A 14,438-nucleotide genomic window follows, 5' to 3' on the forward strand; every position below is an offset into this window, starting at 1 on the left:
CAATTAACGAAACGGCCGAAAGACTGCTCACCGAACCGCGAAATCTTTTCTCTACTATACTACTTTCTATTGAAAAGGGGCTATCCCCCAGGCCGTTTAGACCTGATTGGGATAGCCCCTGTATATTTATGATTCCAAAATGTTCTGCCCGATATATTGTCCTTCGTGCAAGCCTCCCGGGCAGGCGAACATAGCGCTGGCAATGTGGGAAGTATACTCATTGAGCTTATCCTGTGATTGCATAAGCTTAAGCATCGGCACGAATTGCTCGTCGGGGTTTTTCTGATAGCTGATGAACAAAAGTCCCGCATTCACGTTGCCCGTCCGCAGGTCGACGCCATCCGTATACGAATAACCTCTGCGGTGGATGAGCTGCTTCGATTGCTTGGCAAGGCGCACGTGGGCGCTTTCCGGCATTCGGGACGGATCGACCTTATCGAATTCGTCTTTGGTGCCGTAGGATGCTCCCGAATCCTTATGTCGCCCGAACGTATCCTCCTGATCGCTAAGCGAAGACCGATCCCATACCTCAAGGAGCATGCGCACCTTTCGGTAAGCCATGTAAGTGCCGCCTTTCATCCAAGCCGGTTCGCCTTCGCCCGCCCATACGACGTCGTCGTAGCCGGTCGGTGTCTGATGAAGCCCGTTCGCCGTTCCGTCCTTAAACCCGAACAGGTTGCGAGGCGTTTTCCCGGGACTTCCGCTAATGAAACCTTCTTGAATCCAATTAAGCGTCGCGGAGCCCGTGGACAGTCGAATGAAATTTCGTACCGCATGGAAAGCGACTTGCTGATCCTCCGCGCACACTTGCACGCATACGTCCCCGCCTGACAAGAGCGGATCGATATTGTCTCGCGGCATGCGGGGAATATCTTTCAGGTAACGAGGAGTTTGGCTGGAAATGCCAAACCGGTCTTTGCCTTCCTGACTAAAGAACGTAGGCCCAAACCCGAATGTCACCGTTAGCTTCGAAGCCGGCAAGTCTACCGTTTCTCCCGTATCGCTTGGAGGCAGCAGCGGATTGTCACCCGTCTTCATTGTACCGCCCGCCGTACTCAAATCGCTGAAGCGCGTCCAATCCCGGAATAATCGAATGACGGCGGCCCGGTCCGACGCGGTAATGCGGAAACTGGCTAAATACATATAAGTTTGCTGCGGAGTAATGATCCCGGCCTGGTGTTCACCGTACATCGGTATGAGGTCGCCGGCAGGTTCAGTCTCGTTAGCCGTTGAATTCGCGGGAACGACGGCGTTCTGGATCGCGCTCATTCCTGTTGCGCCGATTGCCAAGCCGACTCCAGCCACGGCCGACATTTTCAGAAAATCACGCCTTGATATTCCCTCTTGTTTAGTTGATGCGTCCATTTCCTTCTCCCCTTCTATCGTCCTAAAGGATACTCGCCGTTTGGGACATCAAGTTGGACAGCTGGCTAAGCTGATCGCTGATCAAACGGATTTGTTCGGTCGTCAGCTTATCGTAGGTTACGTATTGACCGTTATTCTGATGGCTCTGAAGCGTACCTTCTAACAGCAGGAATTGCTTATCCAGTTGATCGCCTAGTTCCGGATTTTTTTCATTCAAGGCGGGAATGATCGCTAAATATACGGTTTTCGAACCATCGACGTTCGCCGCGAAATCGACTAAATCGGTGTGGGAATACAATTCCTCTTCACCCGTGATTTTCGACGTTGCCGCTTCGTTCAGGAGCTCCATCGCGCCGGCAACCATTGCCTTCGGCTCCAATTCGATCGATTTTACTTTCTGAAGAAGTTCCTCGGTATCTTTAATCAATTGATCGGCGTATTTCTCTTGGCCCGCTAACGATTTGTCCAGCCATAACGCCTTCTCGATGCGGTGAAAACCGCTCCACGTGCTTTCATCCTCGACGTCGGCCAGACGGGCATCGATTCTCGGATCGAGATCTCCGAAGCTTTCGGCAATCGGCTCGATGTTCTCGAAGTAAACCCGGGCTTTCGTATATTCCAGCTTCGCTTGCTCCACGTTGCCCGCTTTAACGGCTTCGGCGAACAGCTTCGTCTCGCTTGCAAGTTTCTCGGCTTGCTCTACGACGTAAACCTTATAGTTAGCTACCGCTTTGGTCAGAAGCTCCGATGTGCTGCCCGTCGTTTCCTTTGCGTTCAGCAAAGCCGTTAATGCTTCTTGCAGCTTGCCTGCAGTTATTTTCAGAGCGTCGAAATCCACTTTGTCGTAAGCCGAAGCGGAGTAAATCGGCATCGCGTATTTTTCCACTTCCGTATATTCAAGCGGAAATACTTGACGTACCGCGTTCTCGTAAGACAGCCAAGCTTCGTTGATCGATTTGCCAAGGCGCTTGACCTCCGCGGCATCCTTCTTGTCGATCGCTTCCTGCAGCTTCTTCGTCTCTTCCTGCAATGCTGCCGTTCCTTGCTGTATAGCGCTCTTATCTCCCGATGGAGCCGCGCTTTGCTGGACTGAACCCTCGGTAACGGGTTGATTTGCATTTTCTTTACCGCAGGCGCTTAGCAATAATAGTGAAGAAGCAAGAATTACGCTGGCTAATTTGTATGATCTATTCATTATGAATCCCCCGTCGATTGACCGTTTAAGCCATCATTTTCTTATTCGCGCGTTTACTGACCAGACTCTGAAGGACGACTACCGCAATTCCCGTCAATAAGAAGAGCAACTGCGGAAGCGTGCTGTACCAAGATGGGTACAGGCTGATGGATACGTGCTCCGGCAAGTATTCCTGAACCGTTGAAGGCAGAACGCCAGCCATCTGAAGGCTATGTATGCCTGAACCCATGAACTTAAAGCAAAGGTAAAATACGATGACGCTTGATACTAGGAATACGGGGCGGACCGGAAGCCGTGCACCCGCTTTGATCATGATGAACGCGCACACGCCGAGAATCCCGAACCCGGCGGCAATACCTGCAGCGAGCTCGCTCGCCGGCATTTTGCCCACCATGCCGATAAGGAAAATAACCGTCTCCAACCCTTCCCGCACAATAGCGAAGAAAGCGAGCAGCGCGAGCGAAACCATTTTCCCTCCGGTCAGCGCCTGCGTACTCTTCGATTCCAAAAACCGGTTCCATCGCTTAACGTCGGAATTCCGATGCAGCCAGTAACTTACATAGAGCAGCAGCACGCTCGCGAATACGCCGGTCCAACCGTTGATGAGCGAATTGTTGCGTCCGAACGCGCTCGACGACAACAGAAAAGCAACGGCAAACCCAACAGTAACGCACAATGCCGCGCCGGCGGTCGTTCCTCCGATCACCCATCGCTTAGCGGGTCTCGAATTCGATTTTCTAGCGTACATAAGAAGGGTTCCTACTACGAGCAATCCCTCTATCCCTTCCCGGAGCGGTATCAAGGCGGCGTCCCACCATGAATATTGCGCATCGATGAGCGGAGTTAGAGAAGTAATCATTCGTTCGACGATAGGCTGGGCTTGTTCTCGTTTGTCGGAACTGGACAAGTAGCCGTCCAGCAATACGAGGTCCCTCTCGGCATGATTGTACACGCTCTGCGATTGGCTAACGATATCGCCTTCGACGGACAGCCATTGCCGCTGGAGCATCTTCACTTCGCTCAGAGCCTCAGGCCAGGCCTGCTTGGCCATAAGGTCGCCCGCTTGCCGTAGCTTCATGACATAGGCGCTCAAAGTCATCCTTTGTTTTCCGTCGTTATCGGTGTAGGCTCCGTCCGCGTAATTTCGCAGCGAGAATTGCAACGCTCCGGCTTCACCTGCCGCTTGTTTAACGTCCTTGTTCAGAAACGCGAGCGAAAGGCTGGCGATTTGACGATCGATCTCAAGCGACATATCTAGCGAATTTTGTTTTACGGTTTTCTTGTTCGCGGTCCACCATTTTTTAATGAGCCCGAATGCTTCGGATCCCTGCTCCAAGTTCCCAGCCTGCAAATACGCGTCCATTTCTTCGGCTGCCTTGAGAGTTGACCCTATTAACCCTATCTCCGAGCTCGATGTGGCCGATTTAGCAGAGGAATGGGGAGTTGGACAAATTAAAAAAAACAATGCGGCGACCAAAATAAATGCACAAACCGTCGTGAAAAGCGCATTAGCATTCCACTGGCCCGTGCTTTTCATTCTGACTGCCCCCTCGCTGCCATTGAAATAGGTTCTCATTCGAGTGATAATAATTCTCAATACTCAGGATTATTATAGTCATCCCGTTTCCTTGTGTCAATTGTATTTATTGTCTAAATTCGCAGCCGGTATCCCGCGCCCCATACCGTTTCGATATATTGCGGATTTGCCGGTGCCGATTCTATCTTCTCTCTTAACTTCCGAATATGAACGGTTACGGTCTGGGCATCGCCCATGGCGTCGAATCCCCAAAGCCGTTCGAATAAATGGTCTTTACTGAACACCCTGTTCGGATGGGCAGCCAGAAAATAAAGCATATCGAATTCTTTATTCGTCAGAATAACTTCTGCTTCTCCCTTAAAAACCATTCGAGAATCGGGGTCGATCCGCAGTCCGCGAATTTCCAATTCGTTAGTCGCTGCCTTGTTTCCTTTCAGCCTATCGTACCGTGATAAATGCGCTTTAATTCGCGCCACTAGCTCCGCGGGTTTGAAGGGCTTCGTCATATAATCGTCAGCTCCCAAGCCCAAGCCTCGGATCATATCGACATCCTCCCTGCGCGCTGTAACCATCAGAATCGGAATATCCAACCGTTCGCGGATTTGCCAGCACAAATCGAAACCGCTAACCTTCGGAAGCATCAGGTCGAGAACGATTAGATCGTATTTGCCGGACAGCCCCATGCTTAATCCATCCTCGCCATTATCGGCAATGTCCGCCTTAAATCCATTGATTAACAAATAATCCCTTTCAAGCTCCGCTATGCTGTGCTCATCTTCCACGATCAGGATGGTTTTACTCATCTTTTCCGCCCCGTTCTATGTGAATTGGCATCGTAATGATAATCCGCAATCCTTCACCGAGAGTGCTGGACGCACGAATATCTCCTCCGTGCCCTTCCATGATTTGCTTGGCGATGGCAAGACCTAATCCCGTCCCGCCGGTGTAGGCGTTGCGGGATTGTTCCGCCCGATAAAAGCGATCGAATATATAAGGAAGCGCCGCTTCGGATATGCCAGGTCCATTATCCTCAATAACAATAGTTACGATATTCTCTTCGTCGCTGACGAGAATTCGGATAGTTTTGCTTTTTTTGTCCATATATCTAAGGCTATTCTGAATGATATTGGTGAGCACTCTTCTGAAATTATCCCGATCCATTAACACGTACGTTCCTTGATCCAAGTCCATGTCGGTTTCGAATCGAACGTCGATTTTGTCCAATTCGAATTTCAATTCCTCGGCCCAATCCGATAGAAAAGCGTAAATAGGCACCTGCTCGAAATGAAACGGAAGTCGTTTCAGGTCCAGCTTGGAATAGAGGAACAATTCATTGATAAGATGATCCATCTCTTCGGCCTTGGCCGAAATGGTTCGGATATATTTCTCCGTCTTCTCCGGAGAGTCGGCAATGCCTTCAAGAATGCCGTCCACGTATCCTTGGATTGCGGTGATCGGGGTTTTCAAATCGTGCGAAATATTCGATACGAGCTCTTTACGGTTTTCTTCGTATTGCATCTGGATGCGAATCGATTGCTGCAGCCGATCCCGCATTTCTTCGAAGGCTAAGCCCAATTGGCCGATCTCGTCCTTTCCGCGAACCTTAACGTGAAAGTCCAAATCGCCTTCCTTGATTAATTTAGCTGCATTTCGCAAGTCTCGTAGCGGTCTGATAATATTTTTGGACATCAAATAAGTGAGAAGGACATGCGTTGCGATTAATACAACGAGGAGCAGGCCGAGCACTAACGGGAAATACTGCCGGGCTAAATGTACGAGCGGGTCCACTCGTGTCACGAGAAATAAGCTAACCGGCTGACGTGCCGCCGATAAGATATCGTTCTGTATATAGGAGTAGTATTCGTTCTCGAAAAAATGCGCGGGCGTCTTTTCCCGATAGTTCGTTTTACGAAATCCGGGCAAGCTGGCGATAAAATCTTTGCGCTCCCGAATCCCTTCAGATGCATAACCCGTTTCCCCGTTAATTCGGATAACAAGATACGTTTCTTTGGAGCTGATCTCTTTGGATATTTCGTCCAAATAATGACGATCCGCGAGCAGCGAAGGATTCTGAACGATCGTCCGCTTAATTAAATGATAAAACTCGTCTTCCTCGAACCCTTCCGCTTTCGATTCGTAGAAGTGTTGCAAATTTTGCAAATCCCCGCGGAAAAAGAACACGAGAGACAAGGCCATTAAGACGAGGAGCAGCAGAGGAACTACAAGCATTGCCGCATAGGACAGCAGTAACTTCATTCGGATGGACATCGGCTTCATTCCCCGCTTCTATCATGAATCCCATCTTACCTAATAAAGATTAGAAATTGCTGAGAAGCCTTCAATAACGGACTTCAACCTCAACCGTTTGTCGTTCCTTGTCATAGAAACCGATTGGCGTGATTAGATAGATCAAGCCGATCAGCGCGAATAAACCCGAACTGACGAGGAACGGCAATGTCAGCCTATGTCCGCCAGCAAGCCAGCTTCCGATCAAAGGACCGATAACTACGCCCATTCCTTCTACGGAGGACAAGATGCCCCAGCCCATCCCTTTCGAATCTTCCGGCACGTAACGGGCCATCATCGCGTTCCAAGCGGGAAGCAAGGTAGCATACGCACAGCCCATCACGATGGAAATCACGGCAACGCTAGCAAAGGTTTCGACGTAGGACAGAGCATAGAGCGCTCCGGCAAAAACGCTAAAGCCGATCACGAGAAACCATTTTCCTTCGAAAGCGTCGAACAGCTTGCCCATCGGAATGAGAGCGATGACGGCGCTTGCGCCTCCCGCCATCATGACGATGGAAAACTGCGAATGGGTCAACGCAAGATGTTCCGTCGAGAAGGTGGATAGAACCGGTACAAGTATACCGGCAGCCGTTGTCTGAAGCAGCATGCCCGGGAGGAGAAACCGCGCTTTCTTCATTTTCTCCACTAGGGAAGCCAACTGCTCTTTGAGTGGAATGTTCCCAAGCGAATAAGACCGTTTAGGAATACTCGTCGTAAGGGCCAATGCCCATCCCGAAACAATGAAAGCCAGAACAATGAGAAACGCAATGCGATTTCCTAAATCCATCGCGTATCCGATCAAGATTGGGCCCGATCCTAACCCAGCTAACCAATAGACGTACAATACGCCCATTTGCGCCGCGCGATTTTTCTCCTCCACCCGCCCTAAGCAAATCAGCCATACGGGAGACAGCCCCATTCCGAGCAAGCAGGCAGCCGCTATCAGAAGCCATTCGTTGTTGGCGGACGCCATTAGCCCTAATCCAGCAGTTGCCAATGCATAACCTGCATGAAGAACAAGCCGTGGATAACGGTCAAGCCAATAACCGACCAAACTTTTAATTAAAGCGTCCGTCAAGTAATGCAAAGAAACCGCCAGACCGACTACGGATAACGAGATCCCGTGACGAGAGATCGCAAAGGAAGGCATAAGAACGACCATTATCGCTCCTCGCACCCACTCTATGCCGAATAGCTGAAAACATAGCTTGCGGAATGGATCCGAACCCGATCTTGAGCGCATGTTTTTAAGGGTATCCATGAGTTTGTATAGCCTTTCTTTCGCTTAGAGTAGGATAAGCTTGATTCCCATGCGCATAGGAATACGTGAACTGCAATACTTCCGAAGCGACGGAACGGGCAGCCTCGGATTTATAAAGACTCTTCATCGCATGCAACATGCGTTGTAGATGATAGGGCTGTTGTAATTGGTTAAGTCTATTTGTAACTTCCCGTACATGGTCGGCGATCTGAATCGCTCCAGCTTCGGACAACCTATCTGCATTTCCCTTCTCCTGACCGGGCAGCGGTCGATAGACGATAACGGGAAGAGCCATAGACAGCGCTTCTGTTAAAGTTATGCCGCCCGCTTTCGTTAACATGCAGGAGGACAAGCCCATCAACTCCTCCAGTTGGTTCACGTAACCGAAAATATGGATCCGGGAATGGCTCCCGTATTGCGCCGCCATACGGTTAGCCAATCTTTGATTTCTGCCGCATACGAGAATGAGATCGTAATCGGTATCCTCCAATATAGCCGCTGCTAATTTGCGAACGTGGGCGAGAACGCCGAACGCCCCGGCAACGATCAAAACGTACTTCTTGCTAGGATCAAGCTTGTATTTGCCAAATAGATCTTCTTGTTGGAAGGAGTTCTCGAACGCCGCTCTAATCGGTATACCTGTAACTGAAATCCGCTTTCCGTTTACGCCGGCGCCAATCAACTCGCATTTTAAGCTTTCGGTTGCGACGAAATAATGTTTAGTGTTCGGATGAACCCATCTGCTGTGCAAAACGTAATCGGTGATGACGGTAAACGTAGGTAACGGGGAAGCCATTTCCAAGCCCAACTGCTCTGCGGCTAAGTACGGAAATGTATGAATAACGGCATCCGGTTGAACCCGTCTAATGACTTCTCTCAGCTTCCGTTTCCCGAAGGAATGCAGCCATCGATTGAACATCCGATCGGGCTCAAGCCGATTGGACCAATTGTAGCTTAGACCATACAGGCTCGGGCACAAGGCAGAGCTTGTTAGATAACAGTATCGTGTAACTGCGTTCCAGTAGGGATGGGCTTCCGCCATAAGGTCTAACATGTATATTTGTTGAATCCCTTGGGAAATGAACTGCTGCTTGATCGCATTAGCCGCTTGCACATGTCCTTCGCCGAAGGTGGAATAAATAATGAGAATGCGGGTGTTTGGCTCCATAGGGTTACCCCTTTCAAAGTCAGTCGGATTCAGGCTTCTTTACGGTCGAACATCATGTACCCAAGCGTGATGAAAAGCATGAATCCGGATAGAACGAATAACAATGAAGTCATAAGCTTACCGGAAGATACCGAATGACTGAGCCATAACAAATACCAATCCGTATACGAGGCCAACGAGAATGCCGAGAAACCTTTCACGAAGAAAGGCGCGAACTTGGCCGCCGCGTACAATACGATGGCGAATACGAGAAACCCATTAGCGCTTCGAAAAAATTGGGAAACAAACACGAAAACGGAGGAGAGCGCCCACATCGATAGGAACCCGGCTGCGTAAGCTTTTCCATATCCGAACCAATCGATCGTCGCCATTCCAGCGCTTCCCATCAGGACACTGCAAGCCAAAGTAACGACGGCCAGAAGAACAAGCAATGCAGCAATTGCTGCGCCAAGAGCCAAGATTTTAGCAGCGAATGCTCCGAACCGGGAAATGGGCCGCAGAAGAGCCAGCTTAAGCGTTCTTGAGGAAATTTCCTGCGGAAATAAATCCGATATGGCCAGAAAAAAGAACAGCGGAATCATAAACATCGTATAGAGCTCCAGCATTTGGATCGGGAAAGATTGGCTGACCGTGAGCAGTCCTATCGTTGATTGAAGGGCGTTAAACGAGACGGCCAGAAAGATCGGTACTAGCGCTGACGCTAGGAAGAAAAATAAAGTTTTTCTCCGATAAAGCATGAGCAACAGCTCATTACGCGTTCCCGCTTGCAGGCTGGTCATCGCGATTGCCCTCCTTCGCTTTCCGTAATTGTTCAATATAGTAATGCTCCAATGAAGGACTTCCGCTCAATAGTTCCGATACTTCGCCTTCTTGTACCAGCTTACCTTGTTGCAGAATGCCGACCCTGTTGCATAGTTGTTCTAATTCATGAATCATATGGCTGGAAATTAGGAACGTAATTCCCTTTTCCTCCGACAATCTCTTCACCAGTTCGCGGAACAATACGATTCCTTCGATATCAAGGCCATTAGTCGGTTCATCTAACAGAACCAATTCGGGATTCGGCATGACCGCGGCCGCTAAGGCCAGCTTCTGTTTCATGCCGGTCGAGAAATGCCGGATTCGCTCGCCGGCATAAGGCGATAAACCTACATATCCAAGCACCTCGGTTATCCGTTCAAGGCCAATCTCCGGGTAAAAATTCAACACTAGCTTCAAGTACTGCGAAGCCGTTACATAATCGTAGAAATCGGCGGATTCGATCATGCAGCCTACTTTGCGCATGGCATTCTCAAACTCGTTGTCCACATTGTATCCAAATAAAGCAACAGTACCTTTATCAGGCCGGATGAGTCCGGTCATGATTTTGAGCAACGTTGATTTACCGGCTCCGTTCGGTCCCAGCAATCCGTAAATATCCCCTTTACGAAGCTCTAAATCAATGTTCCGAATGCCTCTCTTGTTGCGATATTCCTTAGTTAAACCCGTTACTCGCGCAATCTGTTCCAATCAGGCTGCCCCCTTTATCGTAAACGACAGATAAGGCACTAAACGCCCTATCTGTCGTTACGTTCGTTAACCCTTGGTCGTATTAATCTTTCCAACCGTGATCTCTATGCTCGTCTTTGATTTGTTGCACTTGTTTGCCGGTCAAATCAATCGAATCCGGGGTTGTCTGATTAAATGCGGACAATTGCACATCCAGATTCGCGGATAAAGTGTGCGAAGCGCCGGCGGAATCTTTGCCGATAAAAGTAACGGATGCTTGCTGACGTTCAATCTGATTGGATGGGTTAATATCGGCATTGAGGCTGATGCTTTGGATTTGAATATCCTGCGTTAACGCCGCGTCCTTGAAGTTCAACAAGTTCTTGTCGAACAGCTTTTTCGGATCCCGAGGCTCAGCGGCTTGATCCTTCTCATCCGCTTTTTCTTTTTCACCGGACAACTGCTTAAACGCGAGCGGTGCCAAAGCTTGAATAACTGCCGGTATTTGTGCGCTATCGAGCTGCAGCGAAATTTGCTTCGAGCCGTCCGACTGACGATTAACCGATATTTCGTTTTTCAATTGGCCGACTAAAGCATCGATAACCGTCTCCGCTTGTTGACTCATCCACGAGGAGTTTTCCTCTTTGTCGGAAGTTTCCTTGTCACCTTGCTCCGGCTTGTCCTGCTTAACGTAGTAGGTGTCGGAGTTGCCCGCTTTCCATGCTTGCCCTTCGGGCAACGTATACAGGCTCACGGATTGCTCCGCGCTTCCGCCGGTCACCTTTACCGTTCCGCTCGTCTCTTCACCCTTAAGGTTCGTTTTCAAGCTGCCCGTTGCCATGTTAAGTACGTTCCCGTTGTCCTTCAGCACCGCCTCTCCTTGGATCGTGACGCTCTCAAGCGCTCTTGTCTGCTTAAGCGCCGACTTGTAATCATCGTATCCAGAAGTACTCGCCAGCGCCGTAAAGCCGGTCGTCAGCATAATCGCGCCGCTAATGCCGATGGCGCCTCCCATTAGAATCCATTTCTTCTTCATGCCTTTGCCATTCCTCCCATCCTTTGATTTGACGTGCAATATCAGCTTAACCCTCAATAATGAAATGACGGTGAATAAACTATTAAATAATTCTTAACTCGGGAGGGTATCCACAGGACAAAATAGAGAAAACCCGTGACATCCGAAGATATCGCGGGTTTTCTACACTTTTTTAATCAGAAACGAAGTCACGGCCGTGAATCCATAGCCGGATAAGATGACTCCATAAATGGCGTATGCCATAACAAGCACGAGGCTAACGGTTTTATTTGCATTTGGATAGGCTTTCAGTGTTGAGAGGGACATGGACACCAGGTCCGGTATTCCGAATGCCCGTCCCAAGTCGTGCCGGCTGATGCATAGTCGATCACTTGAAAAAAGCTTTGCCCGGCAGGTACAGCAAATTGCATATGCGCTTGGACGGTTGGAACGACAGGTGTTAAGCTTACATACTTTTCCGAATCGCTTATTATCGAGACTACCTCATTTATATTCTCGCCAAACCGAATATCACGCGTGAGAACAATCGGCCCGTAGACCAATGCTTGAAAATCATCGCCTAAGCGGTTGCTGCCAATTGGAGCATCCATTAAGCGGCAGCGCATATCCAATTCAAGCTCGATACGGTCCACATCAGACCAGGTATGATTAATCTCGGCATAAGTGCCTGGAATTGCTGCAATCTCATTCCCATTCAGGCAAAGCTTCGATTGCTTGCTCCATTCGGGGATGCGCAACTTGAGCGTAAAAGCTTCATTTTGCGCTAAAGCAAGCATGATCTTGACCGATCCTGTTTTTGGATAATCCGTATGAATGATCACTTGAGCAGTTCGTCCACTAGGCAATTGCACAGACGAATCTCCGCTTATATATAAGTTGACAACAGGGCCTGATGTTGAATTCATCACGTTAACAAATGGAATCAATGCCATGCCCATAGGTCCGTTGGCCGTGCAGCAGCTTAATGGAAAATCACCAATGGTATAGCTGAAATTCACTTGAGAATTACGCGTGCCGTTGAATTTGGGAAAATAATCAAAATAATTGCCTTCGGGCTTCAATGCGGCGATTAAGGCATTATGAATACTTTTTTCAATCTCGTCGACGATTCTGGAATCGCCCGTTAAGCGCAGCAATTGATAACATAACTTCATCCAAGTTACGGTTACGCAGGTTTCCTGCATTAAGCCGATATCAGGATTGGTTTGCTCAAAAGCCGTGTAATTCCATTGCTCCCCGGTCCCGGGACCCAGATTGTAAGGTTTGTCTGCACCACCTGAACCAAGCAAAGTAATTTCTTGTTCAAGCAGCTTATTATAAAATTTAAGCGCAGCCTCTTTCCAATGCTCCTTCCCCGTCACACGATAATATTCGATCAGACCTTCGAAGCAAGACATCATTTCGTAAGCTTTCGCGATGCTTTGAGCGGGATCGCCATTACCGCCGATATCTTTGGGATCTCTGCCATTGAACGCCGCCTCAAAAATATTTTCCCGCTTGCAGGCTCCTTCTTCCTCGACAATATAGGCTGCGAAATCAAGATATCGTTGATAACCGGTCAGCATATATACCCTCATAACCGGCTCAAGAATGGAGCTTGATTCAATGCCATCAAACGCCCAGCCGGTATCGACAATTCTAACTTTCGGTTCGGGTCCCACCTGCGATATTGTATAATCGGCAAGCTTAATCATGGCTTTAAGGATCGCGGGATCCTGCGTTATTTCATAATAGCCCAACAGGCCGAGAAACACATATTTTCTCTCCCAAAGATCCGAATGATAAGGCTGTCTGTCAATTGGAAAAGCGCTGATGCAACCTTCTTCAGTTTGCGTAGTTAATAAATCAGCAACCGACTGAGTCAGTATCTCCAACAGCTGCGCATCGGAGGTGTATTGATAGGCTAAACAAGCGGATCTTACTGTTTTTCCCCAAAACTCGCCAGCGGCAAACTCTCCCTTCTGAAACCGGAAGAAATCTACCAGCTTGGTATAATCCAACGCCTTTAGGTGATTCTCGATAATACTGAGAATTTTATCATGGATATGACTTTGCAGATTTATTGCTCCTTGATCCAATGCGAATAACTGGTCTGAAGCGGTTTCAAAGGCATGTTTATTAAGGGTCACGATATATTCACTCCTCAAAAATATTTATCCTTCAATCTTTATTGTGAGTTTAGGAGCACTCAATAGACCAGATGGCAACAATACATATTGTTTTGAAAAATGCTCCCCTTCCGTCAAGAAACTCTCGGGTGCGTAGAATTTGGCATGCAAAGGCAGTTGATGTAATGGACCAAAAGTGTTTCTTCGAGTCAGAATCACATCGAGGTGAATCGTCTCTGCTTCTATCCTATCCTCTGCCTCATAAAGCTTCGCCTCATATGGCTGCCATGCTATCAACTGTTCCTGCCGATTTGGTGCTCTAACCTTCACGCATGCCGCCTCAAAGTTTGGCACTGACAGCATAACTTCCCCGTTCCTGACTTGTTCTCCTTCGCTCAAAAGCCGCCGCAACGCCTCCTGAGCTTGATTCGCGCTTAAAATATAAGTGAGCTTGCCGCCGTAGAAAGGGAATCCTTGCTCTGTAATACTACCGATGGAAAGCAATTCCGGCATTCCGGTAATGGTTGGTATCCCCCGATCCATTTGCACGCCAAATTCACCCAGTAAATATAAGGACTCCAAATCAATACCTTGATGAAAATACGTTTTTAATACGATTGTATTGCTTCCCAATCGGCAAAATGAAGCTGGAATCCTGATTTTCGTAAAACAGCGATCCACCCACCATTCCGTTGCTTCAGATGACGGCAAGTCAATTCCGTTCAAACTTGCATCAAACTGATCCGGCCGTTCCATTACCAAAAACATCGGTGCTTTGGGCAGCTCCTCCATGTGAAAGGAATACTCCAACTCGATCGGCGCTTTACCTTCAAATGCATTCGCGTTATATTTCTTTGAAAACCAGGGCTGAATCATGGTTCCATGCCTGTAAGGCAAATCCAGCATTCGGCGAATGGCTCGATCGACCTGCAAAATTTCCCGCGGCCGCTGCCACTCGCCGTCATTCACCTTAAACGATGCCCAATCGAGA

Annotated in this window: 12 protein-coding genes; all 12 read right to left on the reverse strand. The window is 48.7% G+C overall.

Features of this window, described 5'->3' with window-relative positions; all coding sequences use genetic code 11:
* Nucleotides 1-126: 126 nt before the first annotated feature.
* Nucleotides 127-1,365: an iron uptake transporter deferrochelatase/peroxidase subunit gene (efeB, locus tag K7P76_RS06515; protein ID WP_232184357.1), complete on the reverse strand. Its 1,239-nt coding sequence runs from the start codon at nt 1,363-1,365 to the stop codon at nt 127-129.
* A gap of 22 nt (nt 1,366-1,387) precedes the next feature.
* Nucleotides 1,388-2,560 carry an iron uptake system protein EfeO gene (gene efeO, locus K7P76_RS06520; protein WP_232184358.1) on the reverse strand — a complete coding sequence of 391 codons (1,173 nt, stop codon included), beginning with the start codon at nt 2,558-2,560 and terminating at the stop codon, nt 1,388-1,390.
* Between the two features lie 25 nt (nt 2,561-2,585).
* Nucleotides 2,586-4,097: an FTR1 family iron permease gene (locus K7P76_RS06525; RefSeq protein WP_232184359.1), complete on the reverse strand. Its 1,512-nt coding sequence runs from the start codon at nt 4,095-4,097 to the stop codon at nt 2,586-2,588.
* A 113-nt stretch (nt 4,098-4,210) separates the two neighbouring features.
* Nucleotides 4,211-4,900, reverse strand: a complete 690-nt coding sequence (locus K7P76_RS06530) for a response regulator transcription factor (RefSeq protein ID WP_232184360.1) — start codon at nt 4,898-4,900, stop codon at nt 4,211-4,213.
* Nucleotides 4,893-6,365 (reverse strand): sensor histidine kinase, encoded by a 1,473-nt coding sequence (locus K7P76_RS06535; protein WP_232184361.1) that lies wholly within the window; start codon nt 6,363-6,365, stop codon nt 4,893-4,895. The genes K7P76_RS06530 and K7P76_RS06535 overlap by 8 nt, the downstream gene beginning before the upstream one ends.
* A 70-nt stretch (nt 6,366-6,435) precedes the next feature.
* Nucleotides 6,436-7,629: an MFS transporter gene (locus tag K7P76_RS06540; protein ID WP_232184363.1), complete on the reverse strand. Its 1,194-nt coding sequence runs from the start codon at nt 7,627-7,629 to the stop codon at nt 6,436-6,438.
* 4 nt (nt 7,630-7,633) lie between these two features.
* On the reverse strand, nt 7,634-8,815 hold the full coding sequence (locus K7P76_RS06545) for an MGDG synthase family glycosyltransferase (RefSeq protein WP_232184365.1): 1,182 nt from the start codon (nt 8,813-8,815) through the stop codon (nt 7,634-7,636).
* A 29-nt stretch (nt 8,816-8,844) separates the two neighbouring features.
* Entirely contained in the window at nt 8,845-9,594 is a 750-nt protein-coding gene (locus tag K7P76_RS06550; protein ID WP_232184366.1) for an ABC transporter permease, read from the reverse strand.
* The gene (locus K7P76_RS06555; protein WP_232184367.1) at nt 9,566-10,324 is read right to left on the reverse strand and encodes an ABC transporter ATP-binding protein; all 759 of its coding nucleotides are present in this window, start codon (nt 10,322-10,324) and stop codon (nt 9,566-9,568) included. The genes K7P76_RS06550 and K7P76_RS06555 overlap by 29 nt, the downstream gene beginning before the upstream one ends.
* Before the next feature lie 82 nt (nt 10,325-10,406).
* On the reverse strand, nt 10,407-11,339 hold the full coding sequence (locus K7P76_RS06560) for a hypothetical protein (protein WP_232184368.1): 933 nt from the start codon (nt 11,337-11,339) through the stop codon (nt 10,407-10,409).
* A gap of 287 nt (nt 11,340-11,626) precedes the next feature.
* A complete protein-coding gene (locus K7P76_RS06565; protein ID WP_232184369.1) occupies nt 11,627-13,468 on the reverse strand; it encodes a beta-L-arabinofuranosidase domain-containing protein in 1,842 nt (613 codons plus the stop codon).
* Nucleotides 13,469-13,492: 24 nt separating this feature from the next.
* The gene (locus K7P76_RS06570) at nt 13,493-14,416 is read right to left on the reverse strand and encodes a hypothetical protein (RefSeq protein WP_232184370.1); all 924 of its coding nucleotides are present in this window, start codon (nt 14,414-14,416) and stop codon (nt 13,493-13,495) included.
* Between the last annotated feature and the right edge of the window lie 22 nt (nt 14,417-14,438).

Origin of the sequence: Cohnella silvisoli, assembly GCF_021190915.1 — a bacterium.
GTDB lineage: Bacteria > Bacillota > Bacilli > Paenibacillales > Paenibacillaceae > Cohnella > Cohnella silvisoli.

Coding starts and splice junctions, on each gene's coding strand:
- K7P76_RS06560 (WP_232184368.1), bottom strand. CDS start 11,339: ATGAAGAAGAAATGGATTCTAATGGGAGGCGCCATCGGCATTAGCGGC.
- efeB (WP_232184357.1), bottom strand. CDS start 1,365: ATGGACGCATCAACTAAACAAGAGGGAATATCAAGGCGTGATTTTCTG.
- K7P76_RS06530 (WP_232184360.1), bottom strand. CDS start 4,900: ATGAGTAAAACCATCCTGATCGTGGAAGATGAGCACAGCATAGCGGAG.
- K7P76_RS06535 (WP_232184361.1), bottom strand. CDS start 6,365: ATGTCCATCCGAATGAAGTTACTGCTGTCCTATGCGGCAATGCTTGTA.
- K7P76_RS06525 (WP_232184359.1), bottom strand. CDS start 4,097: ATGAAAAGCACGGGCCAGTGGAATGCTAATGCGCTTTTCACGACGGTT.
- K7P76_RS06540 (WP_232184363.1), bottom strand. CDS start 7,629: ATGCGCTCAAGATCGGGTTCGGATCCATTCCGCAAGCTATGTTTTCAG.
- K7P76_RS06550 (WP_232184366.1), bottom strand. CDS start 9,594: ATGACCAGCCTGCAAGCGGGAACGCGTAATGAGCTGTTGCTCATGCTT.
- efeO (WP_232184358.1), bottom strand. CDS start 2,560: ATGAATAGATCATACAAATTAGCCAGCGTAATTCTTGCTTCTTCACTA.
- K7P76_RS06545 (WP_232184365.1), bottom strand. CDS start 8,815: ATGGAGCCAAACACCCGCATTCTCATTATTTATTCCACCTTCGGCGAA.